23 protein-coding genes are annotated in these 24,900 nt (G+C 67.1%); 17 read left to right on the top strand and 6 right to left on the bottom strand.

The window, feature by feature from the left end:
• Positions 1-70: 70 nt before the first annotated feature.
• The 8 genes from R5N89_RS11665 to R5N89_RS11630 all read left to right on the top strand — a co-directional run bounded on the left by R5N89_RS11665 (position 71) and on the right by R5N89_RS11630 (position 7,823).
• On the top strand, positions 71-1,252 hold the full coding sequence (locus R5N89_RS11665; protein WP_110569455.1) for a cysteine desulfurase family protein: 1,182 nt from the start codon (positions 71-73) through the stop codon (positions 1,250-1,252).
• Between the two features lie 31 nt (positions 1,253-1,283).
• Positions 1,284-1,598 carry a ferredoxin family 2Fe-2S iron-sulfur cluster binding protein gene (locus R5N89_RS11660; RefSeq protein ID WP_061273819.1) on the top strand — a complete coding sequence of 105 codons (315 nt, stop codon included), beginning with the start codon at positions 1,284-1,286 and terminating at the stop codon, positions 1,596-1,598.
• A gap of 125 nt (positions 1,599-1,723) precedes the next feature.
• Entirely contained in the window at positions 1,724-2,821 is a 1,098-nt protein-coding gene (gene mnmA, locus R5N89_RS11655; protein WP_110569454.1) for a tRNA 2-thiouridine(34) synthase MnmA, read from the top strand.
• Positions 2,821-3,489 (top strand): glutathione S-transferase family protein, encoded by a 669-nt coding sequence (locus tag R5N89_RS11650; protein ID WP_110569453.1) that lies wholly within the window; start codon positions 2,821-2,823, stop codon positions 3,487-3,489. The genes mnmA and R5N89_RS11650 overlap by 1 nt, the downstream gene beginning before the upstream one ends.
• A gap of 14 nt (positions 3,490-3,503) precedes the next feature.
• Positions 3,504-4,601: a glycosyltransferase family 4 protein gene (locus R5N89_RS11645; protein ID WP_110569503.1), complete on the top strand. Its 1,098-nt coding sequence runs from the start codon at positions 3,504-3,506 to the stop codon at positions 4,599-4,601.
• Between the two features lie 101 nt (positions 4,602-4,702).
• On the top strand, positions 4,703-5,704 hold the full coding sequence (locus R5N89_RS11640) for a GTP-binding protein (protein WP_110569452.1): 1,002 nt from the start codon (positions 4,703-4,705) through the stop codon (positions 5,702-5,704).
• Positions 5,701-6,762 carry a WD40 repeat domain-containing protein gene (locus R5N89_RS11635; RefSeq protein WP_110569451.1) on the top strand — a complete coding sequence of 354 codons (1,062 nt, stop codon included), beginning with the start codon at positions 5,701-5,703 and terminating at the stop codon, positions 6,760-6,762. The genes R5N89_RS11640 and R5N89_RS11635 overlap by 4 nt, the downstream gene beginning before the upstream one ends.
• 23 nt (positions 6,763-6,785) lie before the next feature.
• On the top strand, positions 6,786-7,823 hold the full coding sequence (locus R5N89_RS11630) for a glycosyltransferase (RefSeq protein WP_110569450.1): 1,038 nt from the start codon (positions 6,786-6,788) through the stop codon (positions 7,821-7,823).
• A 79-nt stretch (positions 7,824-7,902) separates the two neighbouring features.
• Here R5N89_RS11630 and R5N89_RS11625 read toward each other — a convergent pair whose 3' ends face one another.
• The 3 genes from R5N89_RS11625 to R5N89_RS11615 form a co-directional block, all read right to left on the bottom strand.
• On the bottom strand, positions 7,903-9,234 hold the full coding sequence (locus R5N89_RS11625; RefSeq protein ID WP_110569449.1) for a chloride channel protein: 1,332 nt from the start codon (positions 9,232-9,234) through the stop codon (positions 7,903-7,905).
• A 168-nt stretch (positions 9,235-9,402) separates the two neighbouring features.
• Positions 9,403-10,305, bottom strand: coding sequence for a cation diffusion facilitator family transporter (locus tag R5N89_RS11620; protein WP_110569448.1), 903 nt, complete (start codon positions 10,303-10,305; stop codon positions 9,403-9,405).
• Between the two features lie 22 nt (positions 10,306-10,327).
• Complete coding sequence (locus R5N89_RS11615; RefSeq protein ID WP_244192211.1) at positions 10,328-11,323, bottom strand: cation diffusion facilitator family transporter; 996 nt, start codon at positions 11,321-11,323, stop codon at positions 10,328-10,330.
• Here R5N89_RS11615 and R5N89_RS11610 point away from each other — a divergent pair.
• Together R5N89_RS11610 and R5N89_RS11605 are read left to right on the top strand one after the other, a co-directional pair.
• Positions 11,225-11,500 (top strand): hypothetical protein, encoded by a 276-nt coding sequence (locus R5N89_RS11610; protein ID WP_244192213.1) that lies wholly within the window; start codon positions 11,225-11,227, stop codon positions 11,498-11,500. The two genes, R5N89_RS11615 and R5N89_RS11610, sit on opposite strands and share 99 nt — an antisense overlap.
• Before the next feature lie 143 nt (positions 11,501-11,643).
• Positions 11,644-13,329, top strand: coding sequence for an NAD(P)/FAD-dependent oxidoreductase (locus tag R5N89_RS11605; RefSeq protein ID WP_110569447.1), 1,686 nt, complete (start codon positions 11,644-11,646; stop codon positions 13,327-13,329).
• A 110-nt stretch (positions 13,330-13,439) separates the two neighbouring features.
• Here R5N89_RS11605 and R5N89_RS11600 read toward each other — a convergent pair whose 3' ends face one another.
• The gene (locus tag R5N89_RS11600; RefSeq protein WP_110569446.1) at positions 13,440-15,689 is read right to left on the bottom strand and encodes a primosomal protein N'; all 2,250 of its coding nucleotides are present in this window, start codon (positions 15,687-15,689) and stop codon (positions 13,440-13,442) included.
• A 217-nt stretch (positions 15,690-15,906) separates the two neighbouring features.
• Here R5N89_RS11600 and R5N89_RS11595 point away from each other — a divergent pair, with 217 nt between their 5' ends.
• Genes R5N89_RS11595 through R5N89_RS11585 form a run of 3 tightly spaced genes read left to right on the top strand, consistent with a single transcriptional unit; the run spans position 15,907 to position 18,827 of the window.
• Entirely contained in the window at positions 15,907-16,899 is a 993-nt protein-coding gene (locus R5N89_RS11595) for a tyrosine recombinase XerC (protein WP_110569501.1), read from the top strand.
• 12 nt (positions 16,900-16,911) lie between these two features.
• Positions 16,912-17,868: a prolyl aminopeptidase gene (gene pip, locus R5N89_RS11590; protein WP_110569445.1), complete on the top strand. Its 957-nt coding sequence runs from the start codon at positions 16,912-16,914 to the stop codon at positions 17,866-17,868.
• A gap of 26 nt (positions 17,869-17,894) precedes the next feature.
• Complete coding sequence (locus tag R5N89_RS11585) at positions 17,895-18,827, top strand: retroviral-like aspartic protease family protein (protein WP_110569500.1); 933 nt, start codon at positions 17,895-17,897, stop codon at positions 18,825-18,827.
• Positions 18,828-18,840: 13 nt separating this feature from the next.
• Here R5N89_RS11585 and R5N89_RS11580 read toward each other — a convergent pair whose 3' ends face one another.
• Positions 18,841-19,329, bottom strand: a complete 489-nt coding sequence (locus tag R5N89_RS11580) for a hypothetical protein (protein WP_110569444.1) — start codon at positions 19,327-19,329, stop codon at positions 18,841-18,843.
• 44 nt (positions 19,330-19,373) lie between these two features.
• Entirely contained in the window at positions 19,374-19,712 is a 339-nt protein-coding gene (locus tag R5N89_RS11575; protein WP_110569443.1) for a P-II family nitrogen regulator, read from the bottom strand.
• 204 nt (positions 19,713-19,916) lie between these two features.
• Between R5N89_RS11575 and R5N89_RS11570 the strand changes: the two genes are divergently transcribed.
• From R5N89_RS11570 to R5N89_RS11555, 4 genes are all read left to right on the top strand, one after another.
• Positions 19,917-21,149, top strand: coding sequence for a UbiH/UbiF/VisC/COQ6 family ubiquinone biosynthesis hydroxylase (locus R5N89_RS11570; protein WP_110569442.1), 1,233 nt, complete (start codon positions 19,917-19,919; stop codon positions 21,147-21,149).
• A 140-nt stretch (positions 21,150-21,289) separates the two neighbouring features.
• Positions 21,290-22,066, top strand: a complete 777-nt coding sequence (gene cysE / locus R5N89_RS11565; protein ID WP_244192210.1) for a serine O-acetyltransferase — start codon at positions 21,290-21,292, stop codon at positions 22,064-22,066.
• A complete protein-coding gene (locus R5N89_RS11560; RefSeq protein ID WP_110569440.1) occupies positions 22,066-23,322 on the top strand; it encodes a TIGR03862 family flavoprotein in 1,257 nt (418 codons plus the stop codon). The genes cysE and R5N89_RS11560 overlap by 1 nt, the downstream gene beginning before the upstream one ends.
• The gene (locus tag R5N89_RS11555; RefSeq protein WP_110569439.1) at positions 23,319-24,815 is read left to right on the top strand and encodes an ATP-binding protein; all 1,497 of its coding nucleotides are present in this window, start codon (positions 23,319-23,321) and stop codon (positions 24,813-24,815) included. The genes R5N89_RS11560 and R5N89_RS11555 overlap by 4 nt, the downstream gene beginning before the upstream one ends.
• Positions 24,816-24,900 lie beyond the last annotated feature (85 nt).

The following is a 24,900-nucleotide window of genomic DNA, read 5'->3' as shown; positions in this document are numbered from 1 at the left end:
CCGTGAACCGTTCAGCGCCCAAGGTGGCTGAAATGACACCCTGCCAGCCCCGTCAGCATGGAGGCTGCGCATGACCGGCCCTGACCTGATCTATCTTGACTATCAGGCCACCACCCCGTGCGATCCGCGCGTGGTGGAGGAAATGATGCCGTGGTTTGCCCATAGCTTCGCCAACCCCCACAGTCTCGACCACGCGGCGGGCCGCGCCGCGCATGATGCGGTGGAGCAGGCACGCGGCGAGGTCGCGGCCCTGCTTGGCGCTGATGCGCGTGAGATCGTGTTCACCTCGGGCGCGACGGAAGCCAACAACCTCGCCATCAAGGGCGCCGTGCGCCACCTGATTGCGCGCGGTGATCCGCGCAGGCGGGTCATCACGGTGGCGACCGAGCACAAATGCGTGCTGGAATCGGTGCGCGACCTCGCGGCCGAGGGCTGCGAGCCGGTGATCCTGCCCGTGCGGCCCGATGGCACGCTCGACCCGGACGTGCTGGCCGAAGCCCTGCGGGTGCCCACCCTGCTCACCTCCATCATGGCCGCCAATAACGAGACCGGCGTGCTGCACGACCTTGCCACCCTCGCCCCCATCGTGCGCCGGGCCGGCAGCCTGCTGCACAGCGATCTGGCACAGGCGGCGGGCAAGGTGGAGGTTGATGTCAGGGCGTGGGATCTCGATCTGGCCTCCGTCTCGGCGCACAAGCTGTATGGGCCAAAGGGGGTGGGCGCGCTGTTCGTGCGGCGCAGGCCACGCGTGCGGCTTGCCCCGCTGTTCTCGGGCGGGGGGCAGGAGCGCGGCCTGCGCTCGGGCACGCTGCCAGCGCCGCTGATTATCGGATTCGGCGCGGCGTGCCGCATCGCCCGCCTTGAGGGGGCGCGTGAGCGCGCCCGTATCGCTTCCCTGCGTGACCACATGCTGGCCGCCCTTGCGGCGGGCTGCCCCGGCCTGCGGGTGCATGGCAGCATGGAGGCAAGGCTTGCGGCCAACCTGAACATCGGCTTCGAGGGGGTGCGGGCGCTCGACCTGCTGGCGGCGGCACCCGAGCTGTGCCTGTCCACCGGGTCGGCCTGTTCCTCGGCCGAGGTGGTGCCATCCTATGTGCTCAGCGCAATGGGGCTTGAGGCGGCACGGGCGGCGGAAGGCTTGCGTCTGGCGGTCGGACGCTATACCTCACCCGCCGAAGTGGATCGCGCGGCGGCGATCCTGTGCCGCGCGGTGGCACATTGCCGCGCGCAAGGCAGCGCTGCGCCGCAGTAAACGGGCGCAACGCACAGGCAGGATGGAAAAGATGGCTCATATAGTATTCATCGAGCGTGACGGCACCCGCCGCGAAGTCGCGGCCCCGCTGGGCCTGTCGGTTCTGGAAATTGCGCACAAGAACGGCGTTGACCTTGAAGGCGCGTGCGAAGGTTCGCTGGCCTGTGCCACCTGCCATGTGGTGGTCGACCCCGAATGGGCGCCCAAGCTGACCCCGCCCACCGAGGATGAGGAAGACATGCTCGACCTCGCCTTCGGGCTGGAAAAGACCTCGCGCCTGGGCTGCCAGATCGTGATGACCGAAGCGCTCGACGGCCTCGTGGTGCGCCTGCCCAGCACGTCCTGACCGGACGGCCCATTCCGCCCCGCGTGTTTTTGGGCGTGGGCGGGCAAAACGATGTTTGACGTGCGATGCCCGGAGGCTGATAGTTCTCCGGGCATTGCCTGTTCAGGGAAAGTGGAACCGAGCCCATGCGTATTCTTGTGGCCATGTCTGGCGGGGTGGACAGTTCCGTCGTCGCCGCGCGCCTCGTGGCCGAGGGGCACGAGGTCATTGGCGCGACCCTTCAGCTCTACGATTCCCGCGAGAGCAAGAAAAAGGGCGCCTGCTGCGCCGGGCGCGACATACACGACGCCCGCCGCGTGGCCGACAGGCTCGGCATCCCCCATTACGTGATCGACGCCGAACGCCGCTTTCATGACAGCGTGATCGACACCTTCGCCAATGCCTATGCCGCAGGCGAGACCCCGGTGCCATGCGTGGCCTGCAATCAGGGCGTGAAATTCACCGATCTTCTGGGCATGGCGCGCGATCTTGGGGTCGATGCCATGGCCACCGGGCATTATGTGCGCCGGGTGGAAGGCCCCGATGGCGTGGAGATGCACCGCCCCGTTGATGAAGGGCGCGACCAGTCATGGTTCCTGTTCGCCACCACGCGCGAGCAGCTTGATTTCCTGCGCTTTCCGCTGGGCGACATGCCGGACAAGGCCGCTGTGCGTGCCGAGGCCGAGCGCTTTGGCCTGGCCGTGGCCGCCAAGCCCGACAGCCAGGACCTGTGCTTCGTGACCGATGGCTCCTACGCCGCCCTGGTGGAAAAGCTGCGCCCCGACATAACCGGCGCTGGCGAGATCGTGGACCAGTCCGGCCACGTGGTGGGCCAGCATGAGGGCGTGAGCCGCTATACCGTGGGCCAGAGCAAGCGGCTGGGCAATGCCGCCATGCTGGCGGGCGAGCGGCAGATGGTGGTGGGCATAGAGCCTGCCCGCAGGCGGGTGGTGATTGGCCCGCGCGCCAATGCGGTGGCCCGCACGCTGGTGCTGCGCGGCATGAACTGGCTGGTGCCGCAGCCGGGGCCGGAGGGTATGCGCTGCGCCGTGCAGATCCGCGCGCGCGAGGTGGCGCGTGCCGCCACCGTGTGGGCGCTGCCCGATGGGGCGGCCCGCGTGGTGCTTGATGAGGGGGCCGTGCCCGCGCCGGGGCAGGCCTGCGTGATGTATGACGGCAGCCGGGTGCTCGGTGGCGGGTTTATCCGCCGGGTCGAGACCGAAGGCGAAGGAAAGGCGGCATGATGAACGACAGTATTCTGGTCATTGGCACGCGGCGGTATTCATCCTGGTCGCTGCGTGGGTGGCTTGCGGTGCGCCTAGCCGGGCTGGACGTGCGCGAGCAGGTGATCCCGCTGGCCGATAATGGCGAGACGCCCGCCATCCGCACCATCTCGCCCAATGGCAAGGTGCCTTATCTTGAACATGACGGCGCTGCCGTGTGGGAGAGCCTCGCGATCTGCGAATACTGCGCCGAGCAGGCTCCCGGCCTGTGGCCTGCCGATGCCCGCGCGCGCGCCTACGCCCGCAGCATCGCCGCCGAGATGCATGCAGGCTTTCGCGCCGTGCGTGCCGCCATGCCCATGAATACCGGGCGTGATAACCGCTCCCTGGCCGCAGGCACCACGGCGGATATCGATGCCGACATCGCGCGGATCGATGCGATCTGGACCGAGGCACGGCTGGATTTTGGCAAGGACGGCAATTTCCTGTTCGGGGAAAAATTCGGCATGGCCGATGCCATGTTCGCGCCAATCGTCTCGCGTTTCCTGTCCTATGGGGTCAGTCCCTCGCCGGAATCACGGGCCTACATGACGGCCGTGCGCGCCCATCCACTCATGGAAGAGTGGTACCAGCTTGCCGCGCAGGAGCCCAAAGAGTGGCAGCAGGCCCGCTTTGAGGGCATCGCCTGAGCCCGGTGCAGGCCCTGCCCTGGCGCGTGGCGGTAGTGCTGCCCGCGCGTGAAGGTTTCAGCGCGGGGGCCGTGGGCGCGATCGGCCTGCAGGTCGCGGCCCTTGCCGGCCCCAATGATGTCATTATCGGCCCGCCGGTGGCAGGCCCCACCCTGCTGCCCGATCATGAATACCGAACAGTGCGCCCCGGCCTGTGGCCGCCGGGCAGCGGCAGCCACCGTTACGCCGCAGCCGTGCTGCGCATCGTGCACGACATCGCCCCTGCGGTGGTCGAGGTGCATAACCGGCCCGATACCGCGCTGCATATCGCCCGCAGCCGCCCCGGCCAGCACGTGCTGCTGGTGCTGCATAACGACCCCCAGGGCATGCGCGGGGCCGAGACGCCCGCCCGCCGCGCGGGCCTGCTGCGGTGGATGAACGTGGCCTGCGTGTCTGGCTGGGTGCGCCAGCGCTTTCTCGAAGGCGTGCCCGCCGCGGATGGGCAGCGGGTTGGCGTCTCGCCCAATGGCGTGAGCATTCCCGCCAGCGTGCCGCCCATGCAGGACCGCGCGCCACAGATGCTGTTTGCCGGGCGCATGGTGGAGACCAAGGGGGCCGACCTGTTTGTCGCGGCCTGCGCCCAACTCGCGCCCGGCCACCCGCACTGGCGCTTTGACATGATTGGGGCCGACCGGTTCCGCGCTGATGCGCCCATCACCCCTTTCATGGCTGAACTGCTGCCCCGCGCGCAGGCGGCGGGTATCGGGCTTGCGGGCTACCGGCCGCATGCGGATGTGCTGGCCGCCATGGCGCGGGCGGCCATCGTGGTGGTGCCCAGCCGCTGGCCCGAACCCTTTGGCCTTGCAGCGCTTGAGGCCATGGCGGCGGGCGCCGCCCTTGTGGCGGCACCCACCGGCGGCCTGCCGGAGGTTGTGGGCGATGGCGGCCTGCTCTGCCCGCCCCAACCTCCGTCGCAACTTGCCCAGGCCATTGCCCGGCTGATGGATGACCCGGCCCTGCGTGCCGATCTTGCCACACGCGGGCGGGCGCAGGCGCTGCGTTTTGGCGTGGAGCACGCCCGTGCATGCCGCGCCCACATGCGGGCCGAAGCCCTGCGCCGCCGCCACGCCTGAAGCCGCGTTTTTGCGTTTTTATGCCCTGCGGGTATGGGAGAGGACGGTGCGCCGTCCTATATCTGGGCACACAAGGCTCACGCCAAAACACTGGAGGTTCCATGTCCGATACCGTTCAGGCCGTACCTGACGCCACAGCTGCGAACGCCCTCGTGCCGGTTACGGTGCTCACGGGCTTCCTTGGCGCAGGCAAGACCACGCTGCTCAACCATATCCTCACCGCCCAGCATGGCCGCAAATACGCGGTCGTGGTCAATGAATTTGGCGAACTCGGCGTGGACAACGACCTCGTGGTCGATGCCGACGAGGAAGTGTTCGAGATGAACAACGGCTGCATCTGCTGCACCGTGCGTGGCGACCTGATCCGCATCCTCGGCAACCTGATGAAGCGCCGCGCCAAATTCGACGGCATCATCGTCGAGACCACCGGCCTTGCCGATCCGGCCCCCGTGGCCCAGACCTTCTTTGTTGATGAAGACGTGCGCGGCAAGACCCGGCTTGATGCGGTGGTTACGGTCGTCGATGCCTACAACGTGCTCCAGACGCTGGCAGAAAGCCCCGAGGCGGTGAACCAGATCGCTTTTGCCGATGTCATCATCCTCAACAAGGTCGATCTTGTGGATGAAGCAGCGCTTGAGGCGATTGAAAAGCGCATCCGCTCCATCAATGCCGTGTGCCGCATCCACCGTGCAAGGCGCGGCGACGTGCCGCTGTCCGATGTGCTCGACCAGGGCGGCTTTGACCTCCAGCGCGCGCTCGAGCATGCCCCCAACTTCCTTGAGGACACCAGCCATTCGCACGAGACCGATGTCACCTCCATGTCGTTTGAGGTGGAAGAACCGCTCGACGCCGCCAAGTTCCAGGCCTGGATCGGGGCCGTGCTGCAGGAGCAGGGGGCGGATATCCTGCGCGCCAAGGGCATTTTGAACTATGCGGGCGAGAACCAGCGCTTCGCTTTTCAGGCGGTGCACATGATGGCCGATGGCGGCTTTATCGGCCCGTGGAAGAAGGACGAGCCGCATGTGTCGCGCCTTGTCTTCATTGGCCGCAACCTCAACCGCCCGCAACTGCGTCGTGGTTTTGAAAGCTGCCGTGCGAAATGAGCGGCTCCATGAACGACACCATGCCCCCTTCGCTGCTCGAACGCCGGGGCGCGCAGCGCCAGCTTGAAGGCCAGATTACCGGCTGCGCCATCTCGCGTGACAGCCAGCAGGTCGCTTTTGCCACGGGCGAGGGCGATGTGATGGTCGCCAGCCGTGCCGACTGGGATCGGTCGGATGCGTGGGATGTGCAGACCGTGCATGACGGCGCGGTGCTGTCCATAGCACCCGATGCCGCGCCCACCGGCTTCCTCACGGGCGGCGATGACAGCAGCCTGCGCCGTATCGCGGCTGATGGCAGCGTGAGCGAACTGGCAAAAGGCCGCCGCTGGATCGAGCACATCACCACCTGGGCGAATGACAGGGGCGGCGTGATCGCCTTTGCCTCGGGCAAGCAGGTCGAACTGCGTGATGCAGCGGGCCGGGACACGCTCAAGGTGCTCGAGCATCCCTCCACCGTCAGCGGCATCGTGTTTGACGCCAAGGGCAAGCGCATCGCGGCCTCGCACTACAACGGCGCATCGATGTGGTTCGTGCAGGCCAAGGTGGACACGCCCCGCCAGCTTGAATGGAAGGGCAGCCATATCGGCATCGCCATTCACCCCGCAGGCGAGGCGCTGGTCACCTCCATGCAGGAATCGGAGCTGCATGGCTGGCGCTTGTCCGATGGGCACAACATGCGCATGAGCGGCTACCCGTCGAAGGTGCAGTCCATGGCCTTTACGCGCAATGGCAAGTGGCTGGTGACCAGCGGGGCCGACACCATCGTGATGTGGCCGTTCTTTGGTGGCGGGCCGATGGGCAAGCCGCCTTTCGAGGGCGGGGGCATTCCCGGTGTCATGTGCACCCGTATCGCCTGCCACCCCGTGCATGACATCGTGGCCGCTGGGTTTGCCGATGGCGCGGTGCTGATGGTCGATACCAACGCCCAGCGCCTGCTGCCGGTCAGCATGGCGGGCGAGGGGGCCGTGACCGCGCTCGCCTTCAGCCCCGATGGCTGTGCGCTGGCCTTTGGCACGGAAGATGGCCGGGCCGCCGTGATCGACCTGTCGGCCAAATAAAGCAGCAAGGGGCGGAAAAACGCATGCGGGTGCTGCATGTCATGGCCGCGAAAGGCAATGGCGGGGCGGAGCTTTACGCTACCGATGTCATGTGCAGCCTGCATGAAGCGGGGCTTGAACAGAGCGTGGTCATGCACCCCGCAGCCCCCCGCGTGCCCGCCATGCGGGCGGCAGGGATGGACGTGCAGACCGCCCCGCTGCGCCTGCCGTTCCGCCCTGCCGCCCGCCACGCCATGCGGCGTCTGATTACGCGCGTCAGGCCCGACCTCATTCATTGCTGGCTGCGCCGCGCCGCCGAGATCGTGCCCGGAGGCACCGGAGTGCCGGTGATCGGCTGGTTTGGCAATTACAAGGATCTGCGTGCCTTTGCGCATTGCGACTGGTTTGTAGGCTGCACGGCGGATATGGCGGCCTCCATGGTTGCGCGTGGCGCGCCGGCGGATCGCGTGGCCTATATCCCCACCTTTCCTTCCGTAAAGCCGCAGCCGCCGGTCTCCCGGCACGTGTTTGATACGCCGCCTGATGCCCCGGTGCTGCTGGTGCTCTCGCGCCTGCACCCCGCCAAGGGGCTGGAAACCCTGCTTGAGGCGCTGCCCGCCCTGCCACGCTGCCATGTGTGGCTGGCAGGCGAGGGCGAACTGCGCGCGGCCCTTAGTGCACAGGCGGCAAGGCTGGGGGTGGCGGAGCGGGTGCATTTTCTGGGCTGGCGGTCGGACCGGGGCGCCTTGCTGGCGGCAGCCGACCTGTGCGTGCTGCCCTCGCGCTACGAGCCGTTTGGCACCGTGATCCTTGATGCCTGGTCAGCGCGCGTGCCGCTGGTCGCCTGTGCGGCGGATGGGCCACGCGCCCATATCTGCAACGGTGAAAACGGCATGCTGGTGCCGATCGATGATGCCCCGGCGCTTGCTGCCGCCATCCGCGCGGTGATCGACGACCCCGCCCTTGCCGCGCGCATCGCGGCAGGCGGCCTGCGTGATTACGAGGCAGGCTTTACCCCGCAGGCCGTCACCAACCAGTGGCTGGCCTTTTACGACCGGGTGATAAAGACAAAAAACGGATAAAAGTTTTTGGGTGCCGCCTTTTTTCAAAAAGGCGGCGTCTTTCAAAGCTTTTTGAAAAAAGCTTCACCAAAAACTTTTGTTATTTTACGGCAGTTTTTGCCACAGACGGGGGCTTGGGCGCAGAGGCCATGCCATCAAGAAACGCCTCGGCCAGGGCGGCATAGAGCGGCTGCGAGCAGATCATGCGCGACACGCCATAAGCCAGGAAAGACGTGGCCAGCAGGGCCAGCGTAACCTGCTGGTTATCGCACATTTCCATGACAATGACCGAGGCCGTCAGCGGTGACTGCACCACGGCGGAGAAATAGGCCACGGTGCCCAGCAGCACCACGGCGCCCGGCGTGGTGTGCGGCAGGAACTGCGCCACCCACCCGCCAAACCCTGCCCCGATGGCCAGCGAAGGCGCAAACAGCCCGCCTGGAATGCCCGAGCAGTAGGAAATGATGGTGGCGATGAATTTGAGAATGAAGAACGAGGCGGGATAATGCGTGCGCCCGTCAATGATTTCATGTGCCTGATAATAGCCGGTGCCATAGGTGATCCCGCCCGAGGCAATGCCCAGTATGGCCAGCAAAAGCCCGCACACGGCAGCGAACGCCACCGGTCGGCCCTTGGCAAAGCGCCCCAGCCCGCCGGGCAGGCCACGCGTGGCCCGGATGAGAATGGCCGAGAACACGCCGCCGCCAATGCCGCCCAGAATGCCGCAGGTCGGCACCGCAATCCAGCTTATGCCAATGGGCACGACCACATCCGTATGGCCGAAATAGCTGTAATTGCCCACAAGGGCGATGGCCGTCACACCCGACAGGATTACGCCGGTGAGCATGGTGCCGCTGGTGCGCTGCTCAAACGAGTGGCTGAGTTCCTCGATGGCGAACACGATACCCGCCAGCGGCGTGTTGAACGCGGCCGAAACCCCCGAGGCCCCGCCCGCCAGGATCAGCCCGCGCCGCATGCTGATGGTGGACAGGTTGAGCCACCGCCCGCACGCATGCATGATGGCCGCACCGATCTGCACGCTCGGCCCCTCGCGCCCGATGGACGCGCCCGCCACCAGCCCCAGCGAGGTCAGCACGATCTTGCCCGCCGCCACCCGCAGCGACAGCAGCCGGTCGACAATGGCGAAATTTTCAAGATGCAGCGTTGCAATGGTCTGCGGTATGCCGCTGCCCTGCGCGCCACGAAACCAGGTGCGCGTCAGCCACGTTGAAAGTGCAAGCCCGCCCGGCGTCAGCACCAGCATCAGCCACGGGTTGAACGCGATGATGTGCGTGCGCAGGCTTGCCGCCGCATCAGCAGCCACGGCAAAGCCCACTGCCACCACGCCCACCACCACGGCGGCAGCCCAGCACGCGATCTTGCGCCGCCACTGCTCGGTGGTGATCCGCGCGGACCGGCGCAGGTGGCGCATGTGTTTCCGGCGTATCTCGGTAAGGTCGGTTCGCATGCCCGGTAACGTACTTTCAGCAACAGCCCTGAAGCGGGTAAAACCGGGTTTAAGCCATCCGGTTGCCCGGCAAGGGTGGTATTTATCGCAGGTCAGGCGGTCATTGGCAGAATATCCGCCCCTTCCGCCAGGTCAGGGCAGCACCAGCACGCCGGTATGCTTGGCCTTGCGCTCAGGCTCGACATGAATGTTGATCAGCGCATCACCCAGCCCCGCGCGCAGGCCATCTTCCACCCGGTCGCATATGTGGTGGGCTTCCTCTACGCTCATGGCACCGGGCACGACAAGATGAAACTCGATAAACGTCATGGCGCCAACGATGCGCGCGCGGATGTCATGCGCCTCCATCGCGCCGGTGGCGGTCTGCGAGATGATGGAACGGATATCGCCCAGTGTCTCGGAATTGGGGGCCTCGTCCATCAGCCCCGCGATAGAGGCGCGCATCATCTCCCATCCCGTGCGCAGCACGTTCACCGCAATCAGGGCGGCGAGCAGGGGGTCGAGCCACAAAAACCCGGTGAGCGGAATCAGCACGAACCCCGTGATCAGCACCACCGATGTCCACACATCGGACAGCACATGGTGCCCGCTGGCCACCAGGGCGGGTGAATGGCGCGCGCGCCCCAGCCGCAGCAGGAACAGCCCCCACCCCAGGTTGAGCGCCCCAGCGCCCCCGTTGAGCGCGATGCCCAGCAGCGAATCCTGCGGCGCGCGCATGTGCTGGAAGCCGATCCATGCCTCATGCGCGATGGTGATGGCGGTAATGACCACCAGCACCCCTTCCGCCACGGCGGAGAGGTATTCGGCCTTGTAGTGGCCATAGGTGTGGTTGTGGTCTGGCGGCAGGCTGGCCACCCGCAGCGCCCACAGCCCGGCCACGGCGGAGACCACGTTGATGATGGTCTCGATGGCATCGGAATACAGCGCGATGCTGTCTGTCACCCGCCACGCGGCATATTTCATGCCCAGCGCGATCAGGCTGACGACAACGCTGCACCAGGCCGCGCGGATCTTGGGGTCGGTACGGGCAAACATGCTGAACACGGAGTCCTTGCGATCAGACGGAGTGGGCTTCGGCCAGAATGCACTGGCCGGCATCGGTCAGGGTTTCAATCTGCAAGGTGGGGTGAACAATGCCAAAGCGGGCCTGCAACTCGGCTGCTGCGCGGTTCAGCAGGCCATCAGGCGCATGGCCCTGCTCGCCCGCCGCGCGCACGAGGTGGACGGTTAGCGCGGTTTCGGTGGTGCTGATGGGCCAGATATGCAGGTCATGCAGATCGCACACGCCGGGCAGCGTGCGCAGGAAGGCGGCGACAGCGGTCGGGTCGATGCCACGCGGCACGCGGTCAAGTGCCATGTCCAGCGAATCGCGCAGCAGCGACCACGTGGCGAGAATGATGGATAGCGACACCACAAGGCAGATGATGGGGTCGATGCGCAGCCAGCCGGTCAGAAAAATCAGCCCGCCACCTGCCACCACGGCCAGCGCCATCACCGCGTCAGATGCCATGTGCAGGAACGCGCCGTGCAGGTTGAGGTCTTTCTTGCCGCCGCTGGCAAACAGCAGCGCTGTCAGCCCGTTCACCACAATGCCGATTCCGGCCACCACCATCACCGCAACGCCCGCGACCGGGTGCGGGTGGATCAGCCGCAGCACGGCTTCCCACATGATGCCGCCGGTCACCACCAGCAGGGCCACGGCATTGCCAAGGGCCGCGAGGATGGAGGAGCGCCGCCACCCGTAGGTGAAATTGGTGGTGGGCGAGCGGCGCGAGAGCACCTCGGCCAGCCACGCGGCCCCAAGTGCGAGCACGTCGGACAGGTTATGCCCCGCATCGGCCAGCAGCGAGAGCGCATGACTGCGCACACCCCACACTGCCTCCCCCACCACATAGACAAGGTTGAGCGCGATGCCGATGGCAAACGCCCGGCCATAGGAGGCAGGCGTGTGCACATGATGGTGGCCGAACAGCCCGCCATGCCCGTGGTCGTGCCCGCAGGCTTCCTCATGCCCGTGGGCGGCGTGGTCGTGGCCGGCATGGGCATCATGCACATGGTCATGGCCGCAGTCATGCCCCGCTTCAGGCCTGGTGGTGGCCTCCTGGTCGGGGGGCGCATGGTCATGGCCGGTGCAGGCAGGACCGTGCGCCTGTGTGGGGGCGGCGTGGTCATGGGAGTGGTCATGGCCATTCGCGCCATGGTTGTGCTGGCAGTCGCCCATGGGGCCTGAATCCATATTGATCGGGAGGGGCAGGGTATCGCCGCCTTCCTAGCAGAAGGTTACGGCCCGTCACCAGCATTTAGCACATTCCTGTGCGGCGCCCCGGCGTGATATGGCTCCCGCACCACCATCAGCCACGGAAACCTGCCCCCATGATCCGACTGACCGAACTGCGCCTGCCCATCGCGCATGACGAAGCCGCACTGGAACAGGCGGTGGCCGAGCGGCTGGGCGTGGCACGGGCGGATATCGAAGCCATCACCATCTTCCGCCGTGGCCATGACGCCCGCCACCGGCACCGCGTGATGCTGGTCTATACCGTGGACTGCGCCGTGCGTGACGAGGCCGCCGTGCTCGCAGCCCATGCAGATGCACGTAACATCATGCCCACGCCCGACACCACCTACCGTTTTGCGGTGGATGATGGCCCGGCCCTTGCCGCCCGGCCCGGCTTCATGCGCCCGGTGGTGATCGGGGCAGGGCCATGCGGGCTGATGGCGGCCCTTGTGCTGGCGCAGATGGGCCTGCGCCCGCTGGTGCTCGAGCGTGGCAAGGTGGTGCGCGAGCGCACGGTCGATACGTTTGCCCTGTGGCGCAAATCCATCCTCAACCCCGAGAGCAACGTGCAGTTTGGCGAAGGGGGGGCGGGCACCTTCTCCGATGGCAAGCTGTACAGCCAGGTCAGCGATCCGCGGCATTATGGCCGCAAGGTGCTGGCCGAGTTCGTGCGCGCGGGCGCCCCGCCCGAGATCGAATACCTCTCGCGCCCGCATATCGGCACGTTCCGGCTGGTGTCGATGGTCGAGCATATCCGCGCCGAGATCGAGGCGCTGGGCGGCGAATACCGCTTTGGCGCGCATGTGACCGAATTCGTGACCGGCGATGACGGCGCGGGCGGCCAGCGCATCCGTGCGCTCCGCCTGGCCGATGGGGATGAGATTGCGGCAAGCCACGTGGTGCTGGCCATCGGCCACAGCGCGCGCGACACGTTTGGCGCGCTGCATGCGGCAGGCGTTGCCATGGTGGCCAAGCCGTTTTCCATCGGGGTGCGCATCGAGCACCCGCAATCGGTCATCAACACCGCCCGCTATGGCCAACCCGAGGCCGTGCCGCTGCTGGGCGCTGCGGATTACAAGCTGGTGCACCACGCCAGCAATGGCCGCGCGGTCTATTCCTTCTGCATGTGCCCCGGCGGCACGGTGGTGGCCGCCACGTCGGAGGTGGGGCAGGTGGTGACCAATGGCATGAGCCAGTATTCCCGCGCCGAGCGCAACGCCAATGCAGGCCTGGTGGTGGGGGTCACGCCGGAGCGCGACTACCCCGGCGGCCCGCTTGCGGGCATCGCCTTCCAGCGCGAATGGGAGCGGCGCGCGTTCGAGGCCGGGGGCGGAGCCTATTTCGCGCCCGCGCAGACGGTGGGCGACTTCCTTGATGGCGTGGCGTCCTCCACGCTTGGCGCTGTCGTGCCGTCCTACCGCCCCGGCGTGACACCCACCGACCTCTCGACCTGCCTGCCGGACTTCGCGGTGGCGGCCATGCGTGAAGCGCTGCCGCATTTTGACAGCAAGCTGGCGGGCTTTTCCATGCGCGATGCGGTGATGACGGGGGTGGAGACGCGCACATCATCCCCGCTGCGCATTCCGCGTGGGGTGGACGGGCAGGGCGAGAACCTGCGCGGACTGTTCCCTGCGGGCGAGGGGGCGGGCTATGCCGGGGGCATTCTCTCGGCGGGGATTGACGGCATCCGCATTGCCGAGGCCGTGGCCCTGTCGCTTGCGGGGCGGGATGTGGAACAGGCGCTGCACCGGGGCATGACCCATGCCACGGAGGCGCAGTAAAGCCTTAAAGAAGTAAACGTTTTTGGGTGCCGCCTTTTTTCAAACAGGCGGCATCCCTCGAAGCTTTTTGAAAAAAGCTTCACCAAAAACTTTTATCTGTTTTGTCCGGCTTACAGGAACGAGACCGGGTCAATATCCACGTCAATCCGCGCCCCGCGCTCGGGTTTCACGCGGCTGAGCCATTCGCGCATGATGGGCTGCACCGCAATGTTGCGCCGCGCGCGCAAAAGCAGCCGGTGGCGGTGCCGACCGCGCAAAATGGCCAGTGGGGCAGGGGCGGGCCCAAGAACCTGCACGCCATCAAGCCGCGGCGCGTTCTGGCCAAGGGCGCGGGCGGTCAGTTCGGCGGCATCCGGTGTTTCAGCACTCACGATCAGGGCGGCAAGCCTGCCATAAGGCGGCCAGAAGCCGGGGCGGCGCTGCTCGGCCTCCTGCTCCATGAAACTGCCGAAATCACCGGACACCAGCGCCTGCATGACCGGGTGGTCGGGCACGTAGCTCTGCAACAGCACCCGGCCCGGCGCCTCCGCGCGGCCCGCACGCCCTGCCACCTGATGCAGGAGCTGCACCGTGCGCTCCGATGCCCGCAGGTCACCCCCGCCAAGGCCGAGATCGGCATCGACAATGCCCACAAGCGTCAGGTGCGGAAAGTGCCAGCCCTTGGCCACGATCTGGGTGCCGATCACAAGATCCACCTCGCGCCGGGCAATGCGCTCGACGGCGGCGGCAGTGGCTGCCGGGCCGCTGAGCGTATCGCTCGCCATGACCAGAATCCGCGCATCGGGGAAGGTGGCGCGCGCCTCCTCCGTTATGCGTTCCACGCCGGGGCCGATGGGGGTCAGGCTGTCGGCATCGGCGCATTTTGGGCAGGTCTGGGGAATGGGCTCGTCATACCCGCAATGGTGGCAGGTCAGGATATGGCGGGCGCGGTGCTCGACCAGCCAGGCGGTGCAGTTGGGGCACTGCATGCGGTGGCCACAGGTGCGGCACAGCGTAAGCGGCGCATAGCCGCGGCGGTTGAGGAACAGCATGGCCTGCTCGCTCCGGCCTATGGCGTCGTTGATCGCGCCGGTCAGCACGGGCGAGAGGAACAGCCCGCGCTCGGGTGGGTCGGCGCGCATGTCCAGCGTTTCCACCGCTGGCATGGTGGCGTTGCCGTGGCGGGCATTGAGCTTGAGGTGCCGGTAGCGGCCCGCCCCCACATTGGCCAGGCTTTCAAGGCTGGGGGTGGCCGAGACCAGCACGATGGGGGCCTTGCTCATGCGCGCGCGCACCACCGCCATGTCACGCGCGTGGTAGGTCACGCCATCTTCCTGCTTGAAGGCGGTCTCGTGCTCTTCATCGACAATAATCAGCCCGAGCTGGTCAAACGGCAGGAACAGCGCCGAGCGCGCGCCCACCACCACGCGGGCCGTGCCATCGGCCACCGCCCGCCACGTCACGCGCCGAAGCCTTGCCCCAAGATCGGAATGCCACAGCGCGGGTTCCGCGCCAAAGCGGCGGGCAAAGCGCCCGGTCCACTGGGCCGAGAGCGCGATCTCGGGCAACAGCACCAGCGCCTGCTTGCCAGCCTCGAGGCAGGCGGCGATGGCCTCCATGTAGATCTCGGTCTTGCCTGATCCGGTCACCCCTTCCAGCAGGGTGATGGAAAAGCTGTCTTCCGCCACCCTTGCCCGCAGCTCGGTCGCCACCTCGGCCTGGTTGCCGCCCAGCGTGGGCGGGCAATGCGCGGGATCGGGTGTGGCGAAGGGCGGCGGGGGCGTGATTTCAACCGCGCGCAGGGCGCCCGCCTGCGCCAGACCGCGAATGACGGCAGCCCCCACGCCCGCCCGGCGGGCAAGTTCGGCGGCGGGCAGCGGTGGCCCTGCGGCGGCAATGTCGAGCGCCTTCTGGCGGGCGGGCGTGAGCCGGAGGTCGGCAGGCAATGTGGGCGCGGGGCTGTAACCCGTGCCGGGTTTGGGCAGGGCGGCCAGCGCATTGGCCCGCAACGCCATGGCCAGCACCATGCCCGGCGGCGAGAGTGTATAGGCGGCCACCCAGTCCACGAACTGGCGCAGCTGCGCGGGCAGGGGCGGCAGGTCAAGGCGTGCGACCACGGGCTTGAGGCGGCTTGTGGCCACTTCCTTGGGTGGGGGCGGCCTGAATTCGGGTGGCAGGTTGGGGGCGGCATCCCAGATCACGCCGGTTTCGGTGCGGCGGCCAAGCGGCACGGTCACGATATCGCCAGGGCGGGCATCGGCCAGCCGGGGCGGCAGCAGGTAGTCCAGTGGCCCGGCAAAGGGCAGGGTGAGCATGACCCGCACGCGCCCGTCAGGGGCGGGGGGCAGCAGGTCCGTCTGGGTGGGGTTGCGATGCGGCATGTGTTTTTCTACCGTCAGGCATCGGCTGTGTCTTGTCCATCCGTAAGGCATGGCGCATCCATGACCCCGATCAGGCATGATTTTTAGACAACGCATTGAGAGCAGGTGATAAAAGTTTTTGGGTGCCGCCTTTTGTCAAGAAGGCGGCGTGCTTTGAAGCTTTTTGGAAAAAAGCTTCATCAAAAAACTTTTTTCGGTCAGGGAAAGGGTCTGCGGCATGATGGCAACCGAGGCACGCGACGCCTTTTTGCAATGGATGGAGACCGAGCGCCGGGCCTCTCCCCTCACGCTTGCGGCCTATCGCGGCGATCTTGACCGTTTCCTTGCCTTCCTCATGGGGCATCTGGGCGCGGACCCCGATCTGGGCGCGCTTGCGGGGCTTTCGCTGGCCGACCTGCGGGCCTGGCTGGCCCATGAGCATAACGCCGCCCTGACTGGCAGGCGCGCCACCACGCAGGACCGCGCGGCGCGCACGCGGGCACGGCGCGTTTCGGCGCTGCGTTCCTTCTATCGCTATCTGGCCCGCTACCACGGGGTGGACAACCCGGCCCCCGCCCTGCTGGCCACCCCGCGCACCCGCCGCCCGCTGCCCCGCCCGCTGCCCAAACCCCAGGCGCTCGAAGTGCCCGAAGGCGTGGCCGACATCGCCCACACCCCCATGGCGCAGGTGCGCGACGGGGCGCTGTTCATGCTGCTGTATGGCTGCGGGCTGCGCATTTCAGAGGCGCTGGGGCTGGATGTGCGTGATTTCGATCAGGCTGCAGGCTTTGGCAACCCGGTGCAGGGCGATGGCGTGCTGCGCATTCGCGGCAAGGGCGGCAAGGAGCGCATGGTGCCGGTGCTGCCGCAGGTCATGCAGGCGCTCAGGCGGTGGCGCAATGCCCACCCGCTGCCCCAGGCTGATGCGCCGCTGTTCGTGGGCGTGCGCGGCGGGCGGCTGCAGGCGGGCATTGCCCAGCGCGCCATGCGCACGTGGCGGCACATGGCGGGCCTGCCCGAGCATGCAACCCCACATGCGCTGCGGCATTCATTTGCAACGCACCTGATGGAAGGCGGCGCCGACCTGCGCGTGATTCAGGACCTGCTCGGCCATGCCAGCCTGTCCACCACCCAGCGCTACACGCTGGCTGATGAAGCGCGGCTGATGGATGTCTGGACACGCGCCCATCCGCATGCCACCACCGACACCCCGCCCGATACTGCCCGATGAACAGGAAGATCCATGCCTGAGCGGTTTGCCTACCCCCCCATCGACCCCTACGACCATGGCTGGCTTGATACGGGGGAGGGGCACCGCGTTTACTGGGAACTGTGCGGCAATCCTGATGGCATTCCCGTGGTGTTCGTGCATGGCGGCCCCGGTGGTGGATGCTCGGCCTTCCAGCGCCGCATGTTCGACCCCGCGCGTTACCGCATCCTGCTGTTTGACCAGCGTGGCTGCGGGCGCTCCACGCCGCATGCCTGCCTCGAGCACAACACGACATGGCACCTCGTGGCCGATATGGAGCGCCTGCGGGTGCTCACGGGGGCGGAGCAGTGGATGGTGTTTGGCGGCTCATGGGGCTCCACGCTGGCGCTGGCCTATGCGCAGGCGCACCCCGGGCGGGTCACGGCGCTGGTCATTCGCGGCATCTTCACCCTGCGCCGGGCGGAACTGTTGTGGTATTATCAGGAAGGAGCCTCGTGGCTCTTCCCCGACCTGTGGGAGCAGTTCCTCGCCCCCATCCCGCCCGAGGAACGCGGCGACCTGATCACGGCCTATAACCGCCGCCTGACCGGCACCGATCAGGAGGAGCAGATCAGGGCCGCCATCGCCTGGAGCGTGTGGGAGGGGCGCACCATCACCCTGCGCCCCGCGTCCGATGCCGCCGCCCGGCACGCCGATCCGCGCTACGCGCTGGCCTTCTCGCGCATCGAGAACCATTATTTCATCAATGCCGGATGGTTTGAGGAGGGGCAGCTGATCCGCGACGTGGACCGCATCCGCCACATCCCCACCATCATCGTGCAGGGGCGCTATGACGTGGCCACCCCCATGCGCACGGCGTGGGACCTGCACCGCGCCTGGCCGGAGGCGGATTTTCAGGTTGTTGACATCGCGGGTCATGCCATGACCGAGCCCGGCATTATCGAGACCCTCCTCGCCGCGACCGACGCCATGGCGGAGCGCCTGGGCTAGTGGCAGCCCGCAACACCCTGCTGGCCATGGGGCTGGCCTGTGGCCTCGGCGTGGCTCATGGCGCGATTGCCGCCCCCGATGCCGCGCGCCCTGATGCCGCGCGACTGTGCAACCATGAGCGCGTGGCCGAAGTGCCGCTGCGTGATGATGGGGGCTACCTCTCCATCGTGATCAGCATTGCAGGCCACAGCCTGAGCGCGCTGGTTGATACCGGCTCGGATGGCGGGCTGCTCACGCCCGAGATGGTGGGCTATCTGCGCCTGCGCCTCGACCCCGACCATGAAACGGTGGTGCATGGTACCGGCGGGGTGGCGCAGGCCACGCCCAATGCCATCGTGCCCGACCTGCGGGTTGGCGGCGTGGATTTTGGCGCGCGCTCCGTGCCGGTGGGCGAACTGCCCGGCCAGCCCATGATCCAGCCACCCGTGGCGGGGCTGCTTGGCGGCGATATTCTCTCGCGCTTCGATCTGGACATGGATGTGCCCGGCGGCACGCTGAGCCTGTGGAACATCCAGCACGGCTCGCTCGCCTGCGCGCCCCCGCCCGCGTGGGATGGCCCGTATGAAAGCCTGCCCCTGCGGCGGCAGGACAACCGCTTCCTGCTCGATGTAAAGCTTGATGGCAGGCCGGTTACGGCGTTGCTTGATAGTGGCGCGCGCTCGCGCATCGTCTCGCCCGAGGTGGCGCACCGCGCGGGTGTGACCCAGTCACAGCTTGAGCGCGACCCCGGTGGCGTGACCGCCAGCGTGGACGGGCACAAGGACATCTATCACTGGCACCGCTTTGGCAGCCTGCAGGTAGGCCACGAGCTTGAGCGCAATGTCACGCTGACCGTGGCCCCCCTGCGCGAGCATCTTGAGATGCTGCTGGGCTCCGACTGGTTTGCAAGCCATCGGGTGTGGATATCCTACGCCACCAGCCAGGCCTTTGTCCGCCCCGCGCATAAGCGGGGCGGGTAGGTGCTGCGGGGCCTCAGCCCTTGAGCCGGGTATTGCAGATGCTGTAGTAGCCGCCGCCTTTCTGGATCCAGCGCAGGCCGGCATTGGCGTTGGTGGCCTTGTTGGCGTTGTACTGGTCAAGGCAGGTGTGCAGGCGGCCCTTGCCTGCGGGCTCCTTGCTGTATTTGTCAGCCACGGCCGTGGGCATGGTGGCGGAGGTGGCGACTGCGGGCGCTGCGGCCTTGGTGGCTGCCGGTGCGGCAACAGGGGCCGCGGCAGGAGCCGGGGTCGCGGTTGCGGGCTTGGTGGCCTCGGGGGCTGCCGCGGCTGCCGTGTCGGTATCGCCGCACTGCGCGGCCTTGAATTCCTTGTAGGACTGCGTGCCCAGCGTGCCGGCCGTGCGGGCCGCCGTGAATTTGGCATGGCACGCCTTGGAGGTTTCACGCGCCTGCGCGGCCCCGGCGGAGAGGGCAAGCGTAAGGGCGCAGGCTGTGGCGAGGGAGATGCGGAATGATGTGGCCATGAGGTCTGGTCGGTCCTGAAATGATGTATGAAAAATAGGGGGCTTTACAGCGCGCTGTCGCCCGTCTCGCGCGTGCGGATGCGGATGACGCTTTCAAGCGGGGAGATGAAGATCTTGCCATCGCCGATCTTGCCGGTGTGGGCGGCTTCCAGAATCGTCTCGACCGCCTGCTCCACGAGTTCGTCGGTCACGGCAACCTCGATCTTGATCTTGGGCAGGAAGCTGACGTGGTATTCCGCCCCGCGATAGATTTCGGTCTGGCCCTTCTGGCGACCGAAGCCCTTGACTTCCGATACGGTCAGCCCCTGAATCCCCAGCGGGGTCAGGGCCTCACGCACATCGTCGAGCTTGAAAGGCTTGATGATGGCTGTGACAAGCTTCATCGCACCGCGTCTCCATTCTTGCTGTTCCGGCCGGTTGACCGTGGGTGAAGTAAGGTAACCGTTCCGTCTATACCCTGATCGGGTGATGCATGTCATCCGCCTTCACGTCATGCATCTGGCATGTACGCTTGTGCGTTGCCCCCGGTGGGGAGTAAATCCGTGTGGCCTGCCCCGTTGCCCGGGGGGCCCAGAACAGGAAACGAAATGACCGCGAACATGACAGCCACCGCCATGCCCAAAGCCCTTGGGGTTGATGTCTGCATCGTGGGGGCGGGTCCGGTTGGCGCCACGCTGGCCTGCCGCCTGGCAATGGCGGGCATGCAGGTCGCCATCATCGACCGCGCGGCCCTGCCGCCCATGGAGCATCCGGCCTTTGATGGCCGCGCCTATGCCATCGCCGCAGGCTCGCGCCGCCTGCTTGAGGAGGCGGGCGTGTGGCCCCGCCTGCCCATGGAGTCGTGCGACATAAACGAGATCCGCGTGACCGATGGCAGGCCCGGCCAGCCGCCTTCGCCCCTGTTCCTTGAATTTGGCCGTGCCGATGCCGACCAGCCCTTCGGCGCGATGATCGAGGCCCGCGCCCTGCGCGTGGCGCTGAATGCCGCCCTCCACGCAACGCCGGGCCTGCATGTTTTCGCCCCCGATGAAGGCCGCGTGACCCGCACGGCGCAGGGTGCCGTGATCCACACCACCAGCGGCCGCACCATCAATGCCCGCCTTGTGGTGGCCGCCGAGGGGCGGCGCAGCCCGCTGCGCGATCAGGCCCGCATCACGGTCACCCGCATGCCTTACAACCAGTGTGGCATCGTGTGCGCGGTGGCCCACGAATTCCCGCATGAAGGCCGCGCGCTGGAGCATTTCCTGCCCGCAGGCCCCTTTGCCCAGCTGCCCATGGCGGGTAACGCGCAGCACCCCAACCTGTCCGCCCTGGTCTGGACCGAGAGCGAGAAGGTGGCCCACCGTCTGGCCGACCTGCCACACGAGGCCTTTACACACGAGATCCGCCGCCGCATGGGTGATGAATGGCTGGGCGCCGTGACACCCGTGGGGCGGCGCTGGGTCTATCCGCTTTCCGCGCAGTACGCGCAGCGTTATATTGATACCCGGCTGGCGCTGGTGGGCGATGCGGCCCACGGCATCCACCCCATTGCGGGGCAGGGGCTCAATCTCGGCTTCCGTGACGTGATCGCCATGGCCGACATTCTGGCGCAGGTGCACGCGGCGGGCGGCGATGTGGGCGCGCCCGACGTGCTGCGCCGCTATCAGGCCCGCTGTCGGCCCGCCAACATGCTTATGCTGGCGGCGACCGATGCGCTTGAGCGCCTGTTTGGCAATGACAACCCCGTGCTGCGCCTGGCGCGTGACGTGGGGCTTGCCACCGTCAACCGCATCACGCCGCTGCGCCGCAGCTTTGCCCGGCACGCCATGGGGCTGTGAACGCCTGCCTGCCAGACATATGACAACCGCCCATCGGACGGAACAGACCGATCATGCCTGAAAACCCGCCTGCCACCCTTTCGCTGAAGGACCGCACCAGTCCCGTGCTGCCCCCTACGCTGGGCCCGATTGACCCCGCCATGCTGTGGCGCGAGATCGTAAGTGGTGCGTGTGGCTGCAACGACCCGCTGGTCAAGGGGCTGCTGGCCACCGGCATCCGCAACCACAGCTCCTTTCGGGGTGCGCTTGCCGCCCTGCTCGGGCGCAAGCTTGGCGACCGGTCGGTGGCCGATGATGCGCTGGCCGAACTGGTGACGGAAGTGTTCGAGGCCGACCCTGATATCGTCAACGCCGCCGCAGCCGACCTCGTGGCCATACGCGAGCGCGACCCGGCCACGGCGGAATACGTAACGCCCTTCCTGTTCTTCAAGGGTTATCATGCCGTGCAGAGCCATCGCGTGGCGCACTGGCTGTGGCATAACGGGCGCAGCTATCTGGCGCTGCATCTGCAGAGCCGGTGCTCGGAACTGTTCGGGGTTGATATTCACCCTGCCGCCCGGCTGGGGCGGCGGGTCCTGTTCGATCATGGCACGGGCATCGTCATTGGCGAGACCTCGGTGCTGGAGGATGACGTGTCGCTGCTGCAGGGCGTGACCCTTGGCGGCACCGGCAAGAACGTGGGCGACCGCCACCCAAAGGTGCGCCGGGGCGTGCTGATTGGCGCGGGGGCCACCATTCTGGGCAATATCGAGATTGGCGAGGGGGCCAAGGTGGGGGCGGGGTCCATCGTGCTTGAATCCGTCTCGCCCTACACCACGGTGGTGGGCAACCCGGCCCGCGTTGTTGGCACGCGCCATTCCAGCCTGCCAGCCTTCACCATGGACCAGATGCTCCCGCCGATTGATTACATCATCTGATGACCGAATTCGTTTTCAGGCCGCATGTGGCCGTTATTGGCGGTGGCCCCGCGGGTCTTGCTGCAGCCGAGATCCTGTCCGAGCGCGGGTGTGCCGTGAGCGTGGTCGAGCAGATGCCCACCATGGGCCGCAAGCTGCTCATGGCCGGGCGCGGCGGGCTGAACCTGACCCATTCCGAGGATGCAGCAGCCTTTGCCGCCCGCTATGGCGCGGCACGACCGATGATGCAGGCTGCCCTGTCCGCCTTTGGCCCGGCTGATATGGTGAAATGGGCCGAAGGGCTGGGCCAGCCGTGTTTTACCGGCAGTAGTGGCCGGGTGTTTCCCCGCGCCATGAAGGCCTCGCCCCTGCTGCGTGCGTGGCTCGAGCGGCTGGCCGCGCGTGGCGTGCGCCTGCTCACCCGCCACCGCTGGCTTGGCTGGGATGAGACAGGCCGCCTGCGTGTGTCCGGCCCTGGCGGAGCGGTAAGCTGGCGGGTCGATGCCACCGTGCTGGCCATAGGGGGGGCAAGCTGGGCACGGCTGGGGTCTGACGGGGCATGGCGCGAGCGGCTTGAGGGGCTTGGTGTTGATGTCACGCCGTTTGCCCCTGCCAATTGTGGCTTTGTCACCGGATGGAGCCCGTCCTTTTGCGAGCGGTTTGCGGGCACGCCGCTGCGCGGGATCGGCCTTGCGCTGGAAGACGGGCCGAGCGTGCGCGGCGAGGCGGTGGTGACCGGGACAGGCATCGAGGGTGGCGCGGTCTATGCGCTGTCAGCGGCGATTCGCGAGCGGATTGCCCGGACCGGCCACGCGCGCCTGCTCATTGACCTGCGCCCGGCCCTTGAGCAGGCCGAGATCGCCACCCGCATTGCCCGCGTGCGGGCGCGGGAGAGCCTGTCCAACACATTGCGCAAGGCTTTGAAGCTTTCCCCCGTTGCGGTGGCGCTGATGCGTGAAGGCGGCGACGGGCCGCCGCCGCGCGCGCCACAGGCGCTGGCGGCGCGGGTCAAGGGTGTGCCGGTTGATGTAACCGCCCCCGCCGCGCTGGACCGCGCCATATCGGTGGCCGGTGGCATTGCATGGCCCGCGCTTGATGCGCATTTCATGATCCGCGGGCTGCCCGGCGTGTTCGCGGCTGGCGAGATGCTGGACTGGGAGGCCCCCACCGGCGGCTACCTGCTGCAGGGCTGCATGGCCACGGGCCGCATGGCGGGCGAGGGCGCATGGGCGTGGTTGCAGGACTCGCGGCGCGAGCGGTATCCGTCAGCGCCATGAGTGTTGCAATCACGATTGGCGAGCGGCGCGGGGCCGTTGCGGGCGATGGCCCCGTGACGATGGACCTGGCCGAACTGCTTTCCACCCGCCTGCTGGTGCAGGGCAATTCCGGCTCGGGCAAGTCGCACCTGCTGCGCAGGCTGCTCGAGCAGTCGGCGCGCATGGTGCAGCAGGCCATCATCGACCCCGAGGGCGATTTCGTCAGCCTGGCCGAGCGCTTTGGCCATCTGGTCATTGATGCCGCCGAGCATACCGAGGCGGCCCTGCAGGCGGCGGGCGAGCGCATGCGCGTGCACCGCGCCTCGGTCATCCTGAACCTTGAGGGCGTGGATGCGGATGTGCAGATGCGCCGCGCGGCAGCCTTTCTTGGCGGCATGTTCGAGGTGCCGCGTGATTACTGGTACCCCGTGCTGGTAGTGGTGGATGAAGCCCAGCTTTTTGCGCCAGCCGCAGCCGGCGAGGTGTCCGATGAGGCACGCCGCGCCTCGCTTGGGGCCATGACCAACCTCATGTGCCGTGGGCGCAAGCGCGGGCTGGCGGGCGTGATCGCAACACAGCGCCTGGCGAAGCTTGCCAAGAATGTCGCAGCCGAGGCATCGAACTTCCTCATGGGCCGCACTTTCCTTGATATCGACATGATGCGCGCGGCCGACCTGCTGGGCATGGAGCGGCGGCAGGCCGAAAGCTTCCGTGACCTTGAGCGCGGCTATTTCGTGGCCCTTGGCCCCGCCGTGTGCCGCAGGCCGCTTGCGGTCAAGATCGGCCCGGTCGAGACCGAAAGCCGCTCGGCTGGCCCCACGCTGATGCCCTTCGAGCCGGTGCCCGCGGGCGAGGAAATACGCGAACTGATCCTGACCCCGGTGCCCGAGCGTGAACTGCCTGCACGCCTGCCGCGTCATGTCAGCCCGCCGCCTGATATCCTCTCGCAGCTTGCAGCCCACGCCGAGACCGCGACGCTGGAGGCCGAAACTGCCGAACCCGAAGCTCCGCCGGTAGATGCGGCAGCGCTCAGGCTGCGCTTTATCGAGATCCTGACCGACATATTGCGCGATGAGGATGCGGGTTTCCGCCCGGTGCATGTGCTGTATCAGGATTTTCTGGTGCGCTGCCGGATTGAGGGCATGGGGCGGGACGCGCTCGACATGCCGCGCTTCCGCCGTCTGCTCGCAGTCGCCCGCGCGGGCGTGGACGCCACCACCGTGGAAAGCGAGGACTGGCGACAGGCCGAGCAGATGGCCGCCGTGCTGCCTGATGACATGCAGGGCATTTTCCTGCTCATTGCGCGTGCTGCGATGCATGGGGAGCCATGTCCGTCCGACAGCGTGATCGCGCGCACTTACGGCACCCATTCGCTTGGCCGCGCCCGGCGGCAGCTTGCCTATCTTGAAGAGCAGAACATGATCGTGCTGCGCAATGACGGGCTGGGCCGCCGCAGTGCCGCCATCATCGGCCCCGGCTGGGAGACCGCGCCCGCTTTGCCAGATGGCGGTTAACCCTGAAGCCGTTTTGGCAAAGCTTTTGGTGCAGGTGGCAATTCCCTGCACGCCGGTAATAAAAAACCTGCCTTCTTGCGAAGGC

Origin of the sequence: Komagataeibacter sucrofermentans DSM 15973, assembly GCF_040581405.1 — a bacterium.
Lineage (GTDB): Bacteria > Pseudomonadota > Alphaproteobacteria > Acetobacterales > Acetobacteraceae > Komagataeibacter > Komagataeibacter sucrofermentans.
This window is presented reverse-complemented; position numbering and strand designations above follow the sequence as displayed.

Excerpts from the sequence above, each read along its gene's own strand:
- R5N89_RS11640 (WP_110569452.1), top strand. The coding sequence starts at position 4,703 with ATGTCCGATACCGTTCAGGCCGTACCTGACGCCACAGCTGCGAACGCC.
- R5N89_RS11585 (WP_110569500.1), top strand. The coding sequence starts at position 17,895 with ATGGGGCTGGCCTGTGGCCTCGGCGTGGCTCATGGCGCGATTGCCGCC.
- R5N89_RS11575 (WP_110569443.1), bottom strand. The coding sequence starts at position 19,712 with ATGAAGCTTGTCACAGCCATCATCAAGCCTTTCAAGCTCGACGATGTG.
- R5N89_RS11620 (WP_110569448.1), bottom strand. The coding sequence starts at position 10,305 with ATGTTTGCCCGTACCGACCCCAAGATCCGCGCGGCCTGGTGCAGCGTT.
- pip (WP_110569445.1), top strand. The coding sequence starts at position 16,912 with ATGCCTGAGCGGTTTGCCTACCCCCCCATCGACCCCTACGACCATGGC.
- R5N89_RS11580 (WP_110569444.1), bottom strand. The coding sequence starts at position 19,329 with ATGGCCACATCATTCCGCATCTCCCTCGCCACAGCCTGCGCCCTTACG.
- R5N89_RS11635 (WP_110569451.1), top strand. The coding sequence starts at position 5,701 with ATGAGCGGCTCCATGAACGACACCATGCCCCCTTCGCTGCTCGAACGC.
- R5N89_RS11660 (WP_061273819.1), top strand. The coding sequence starts at position 1,284 with ATGGCTCATATAGTATTCATCGAGCGTGACGGCACCCGCCGCGAAGTC.
- cysE (WP_244192210.1), top strand. The coding sequence starts at position 21,290 with ATGCTGTGGCGCGAGATCGTAAGTGGTGCGTGTGGCTGCAACGACCCG.
- R5N89_RS11610 (WP_244192213.1), top strand. The coding sequence starts at position 11,225 with ATGATGGTGGCCGAACAGCCCGCCATGCCCGTGGTCGTGCCCGCAGGC.
- R5N89_RS11605 (WP_110569447.1), top strand. The coding sequence starts at position 11,644 with ATGATCCGACTGACCGAACTGCGCCTGCCCATCGCGCATGACGAAGCC.
- R5N89_RS11665 (WP_110569455.1), top strand. The coding sequence starts at position 71 with ATGACCGGCCCTGACCTGATCTATCTTGACTATCAGGCCACCACCCCG.
- R5N89_RS11570 (WP_110569442.1), top strand. The coding sequence starts at position 19,917 with ATGACCGCGAACATGACAGCCACCGCCATGCCCAAAGCCCTTGGGGTT.
- R5N89_RS11595 (WP_110569501.1), top strand. The coding sequence starts at position 15,907 with ATGATGGCAACCGAGGCACGCGACGCCTTTTTGCAATGGATGGAGACC.
- R5N89_RS11630 (WP_110569450.1), top strand. The coding sequence starts at position 6,786 with ATGCGGGTGCTGCATGTCATGGCCGCGAAAGGCAATGGCGGGGCGGAG.
- R5N89_RS11555 (WP_110569439.1), top strand. The coding sequence starts at position 23,319 with ATGAGTGTTGCAATCACGATTGGCGAGCGGCGCGGGGCCGTTGCGGGC.
- R5N89_RS11600 (WP_110569446.1), bottom strand. The coding sequence starts at position 15,689 with ATGCCGCATCGCAACCCCACCCAGACGGACCTGCTGCCCCCCGCCCCT.
- mnmA (WP_110569454.1), top strand. The coding sequence starts at position 1,724 with ATGCGTATTCTTGTGGCCATGTCTGGCGGGGTGGACAGTTCCGTCGTC.
- R5N89_RS11560 (WP_110569440.1), top strand. The coding sequence starts at position 22,066 with ATGACCGAATTCGTTTTCAGGCCGCATGTGGCCGTTATTGGCGGTGGC.
- R5N89_RS11650 (WP_110569453.1), top strand. The coding sequence starts at position 2,821 with ATGAACGACAGTATTCTGGTCATTGGCACGCGGCGGTATTCATCCTGG.
- R5N89_RS11625 (WP_110569449.1), bottom strand. The coding sequence starts at position 9,234 with ATGCGCCACCTGCGCCGGTCCGCGCGGATCACCACCGAGCAGTGGCGG.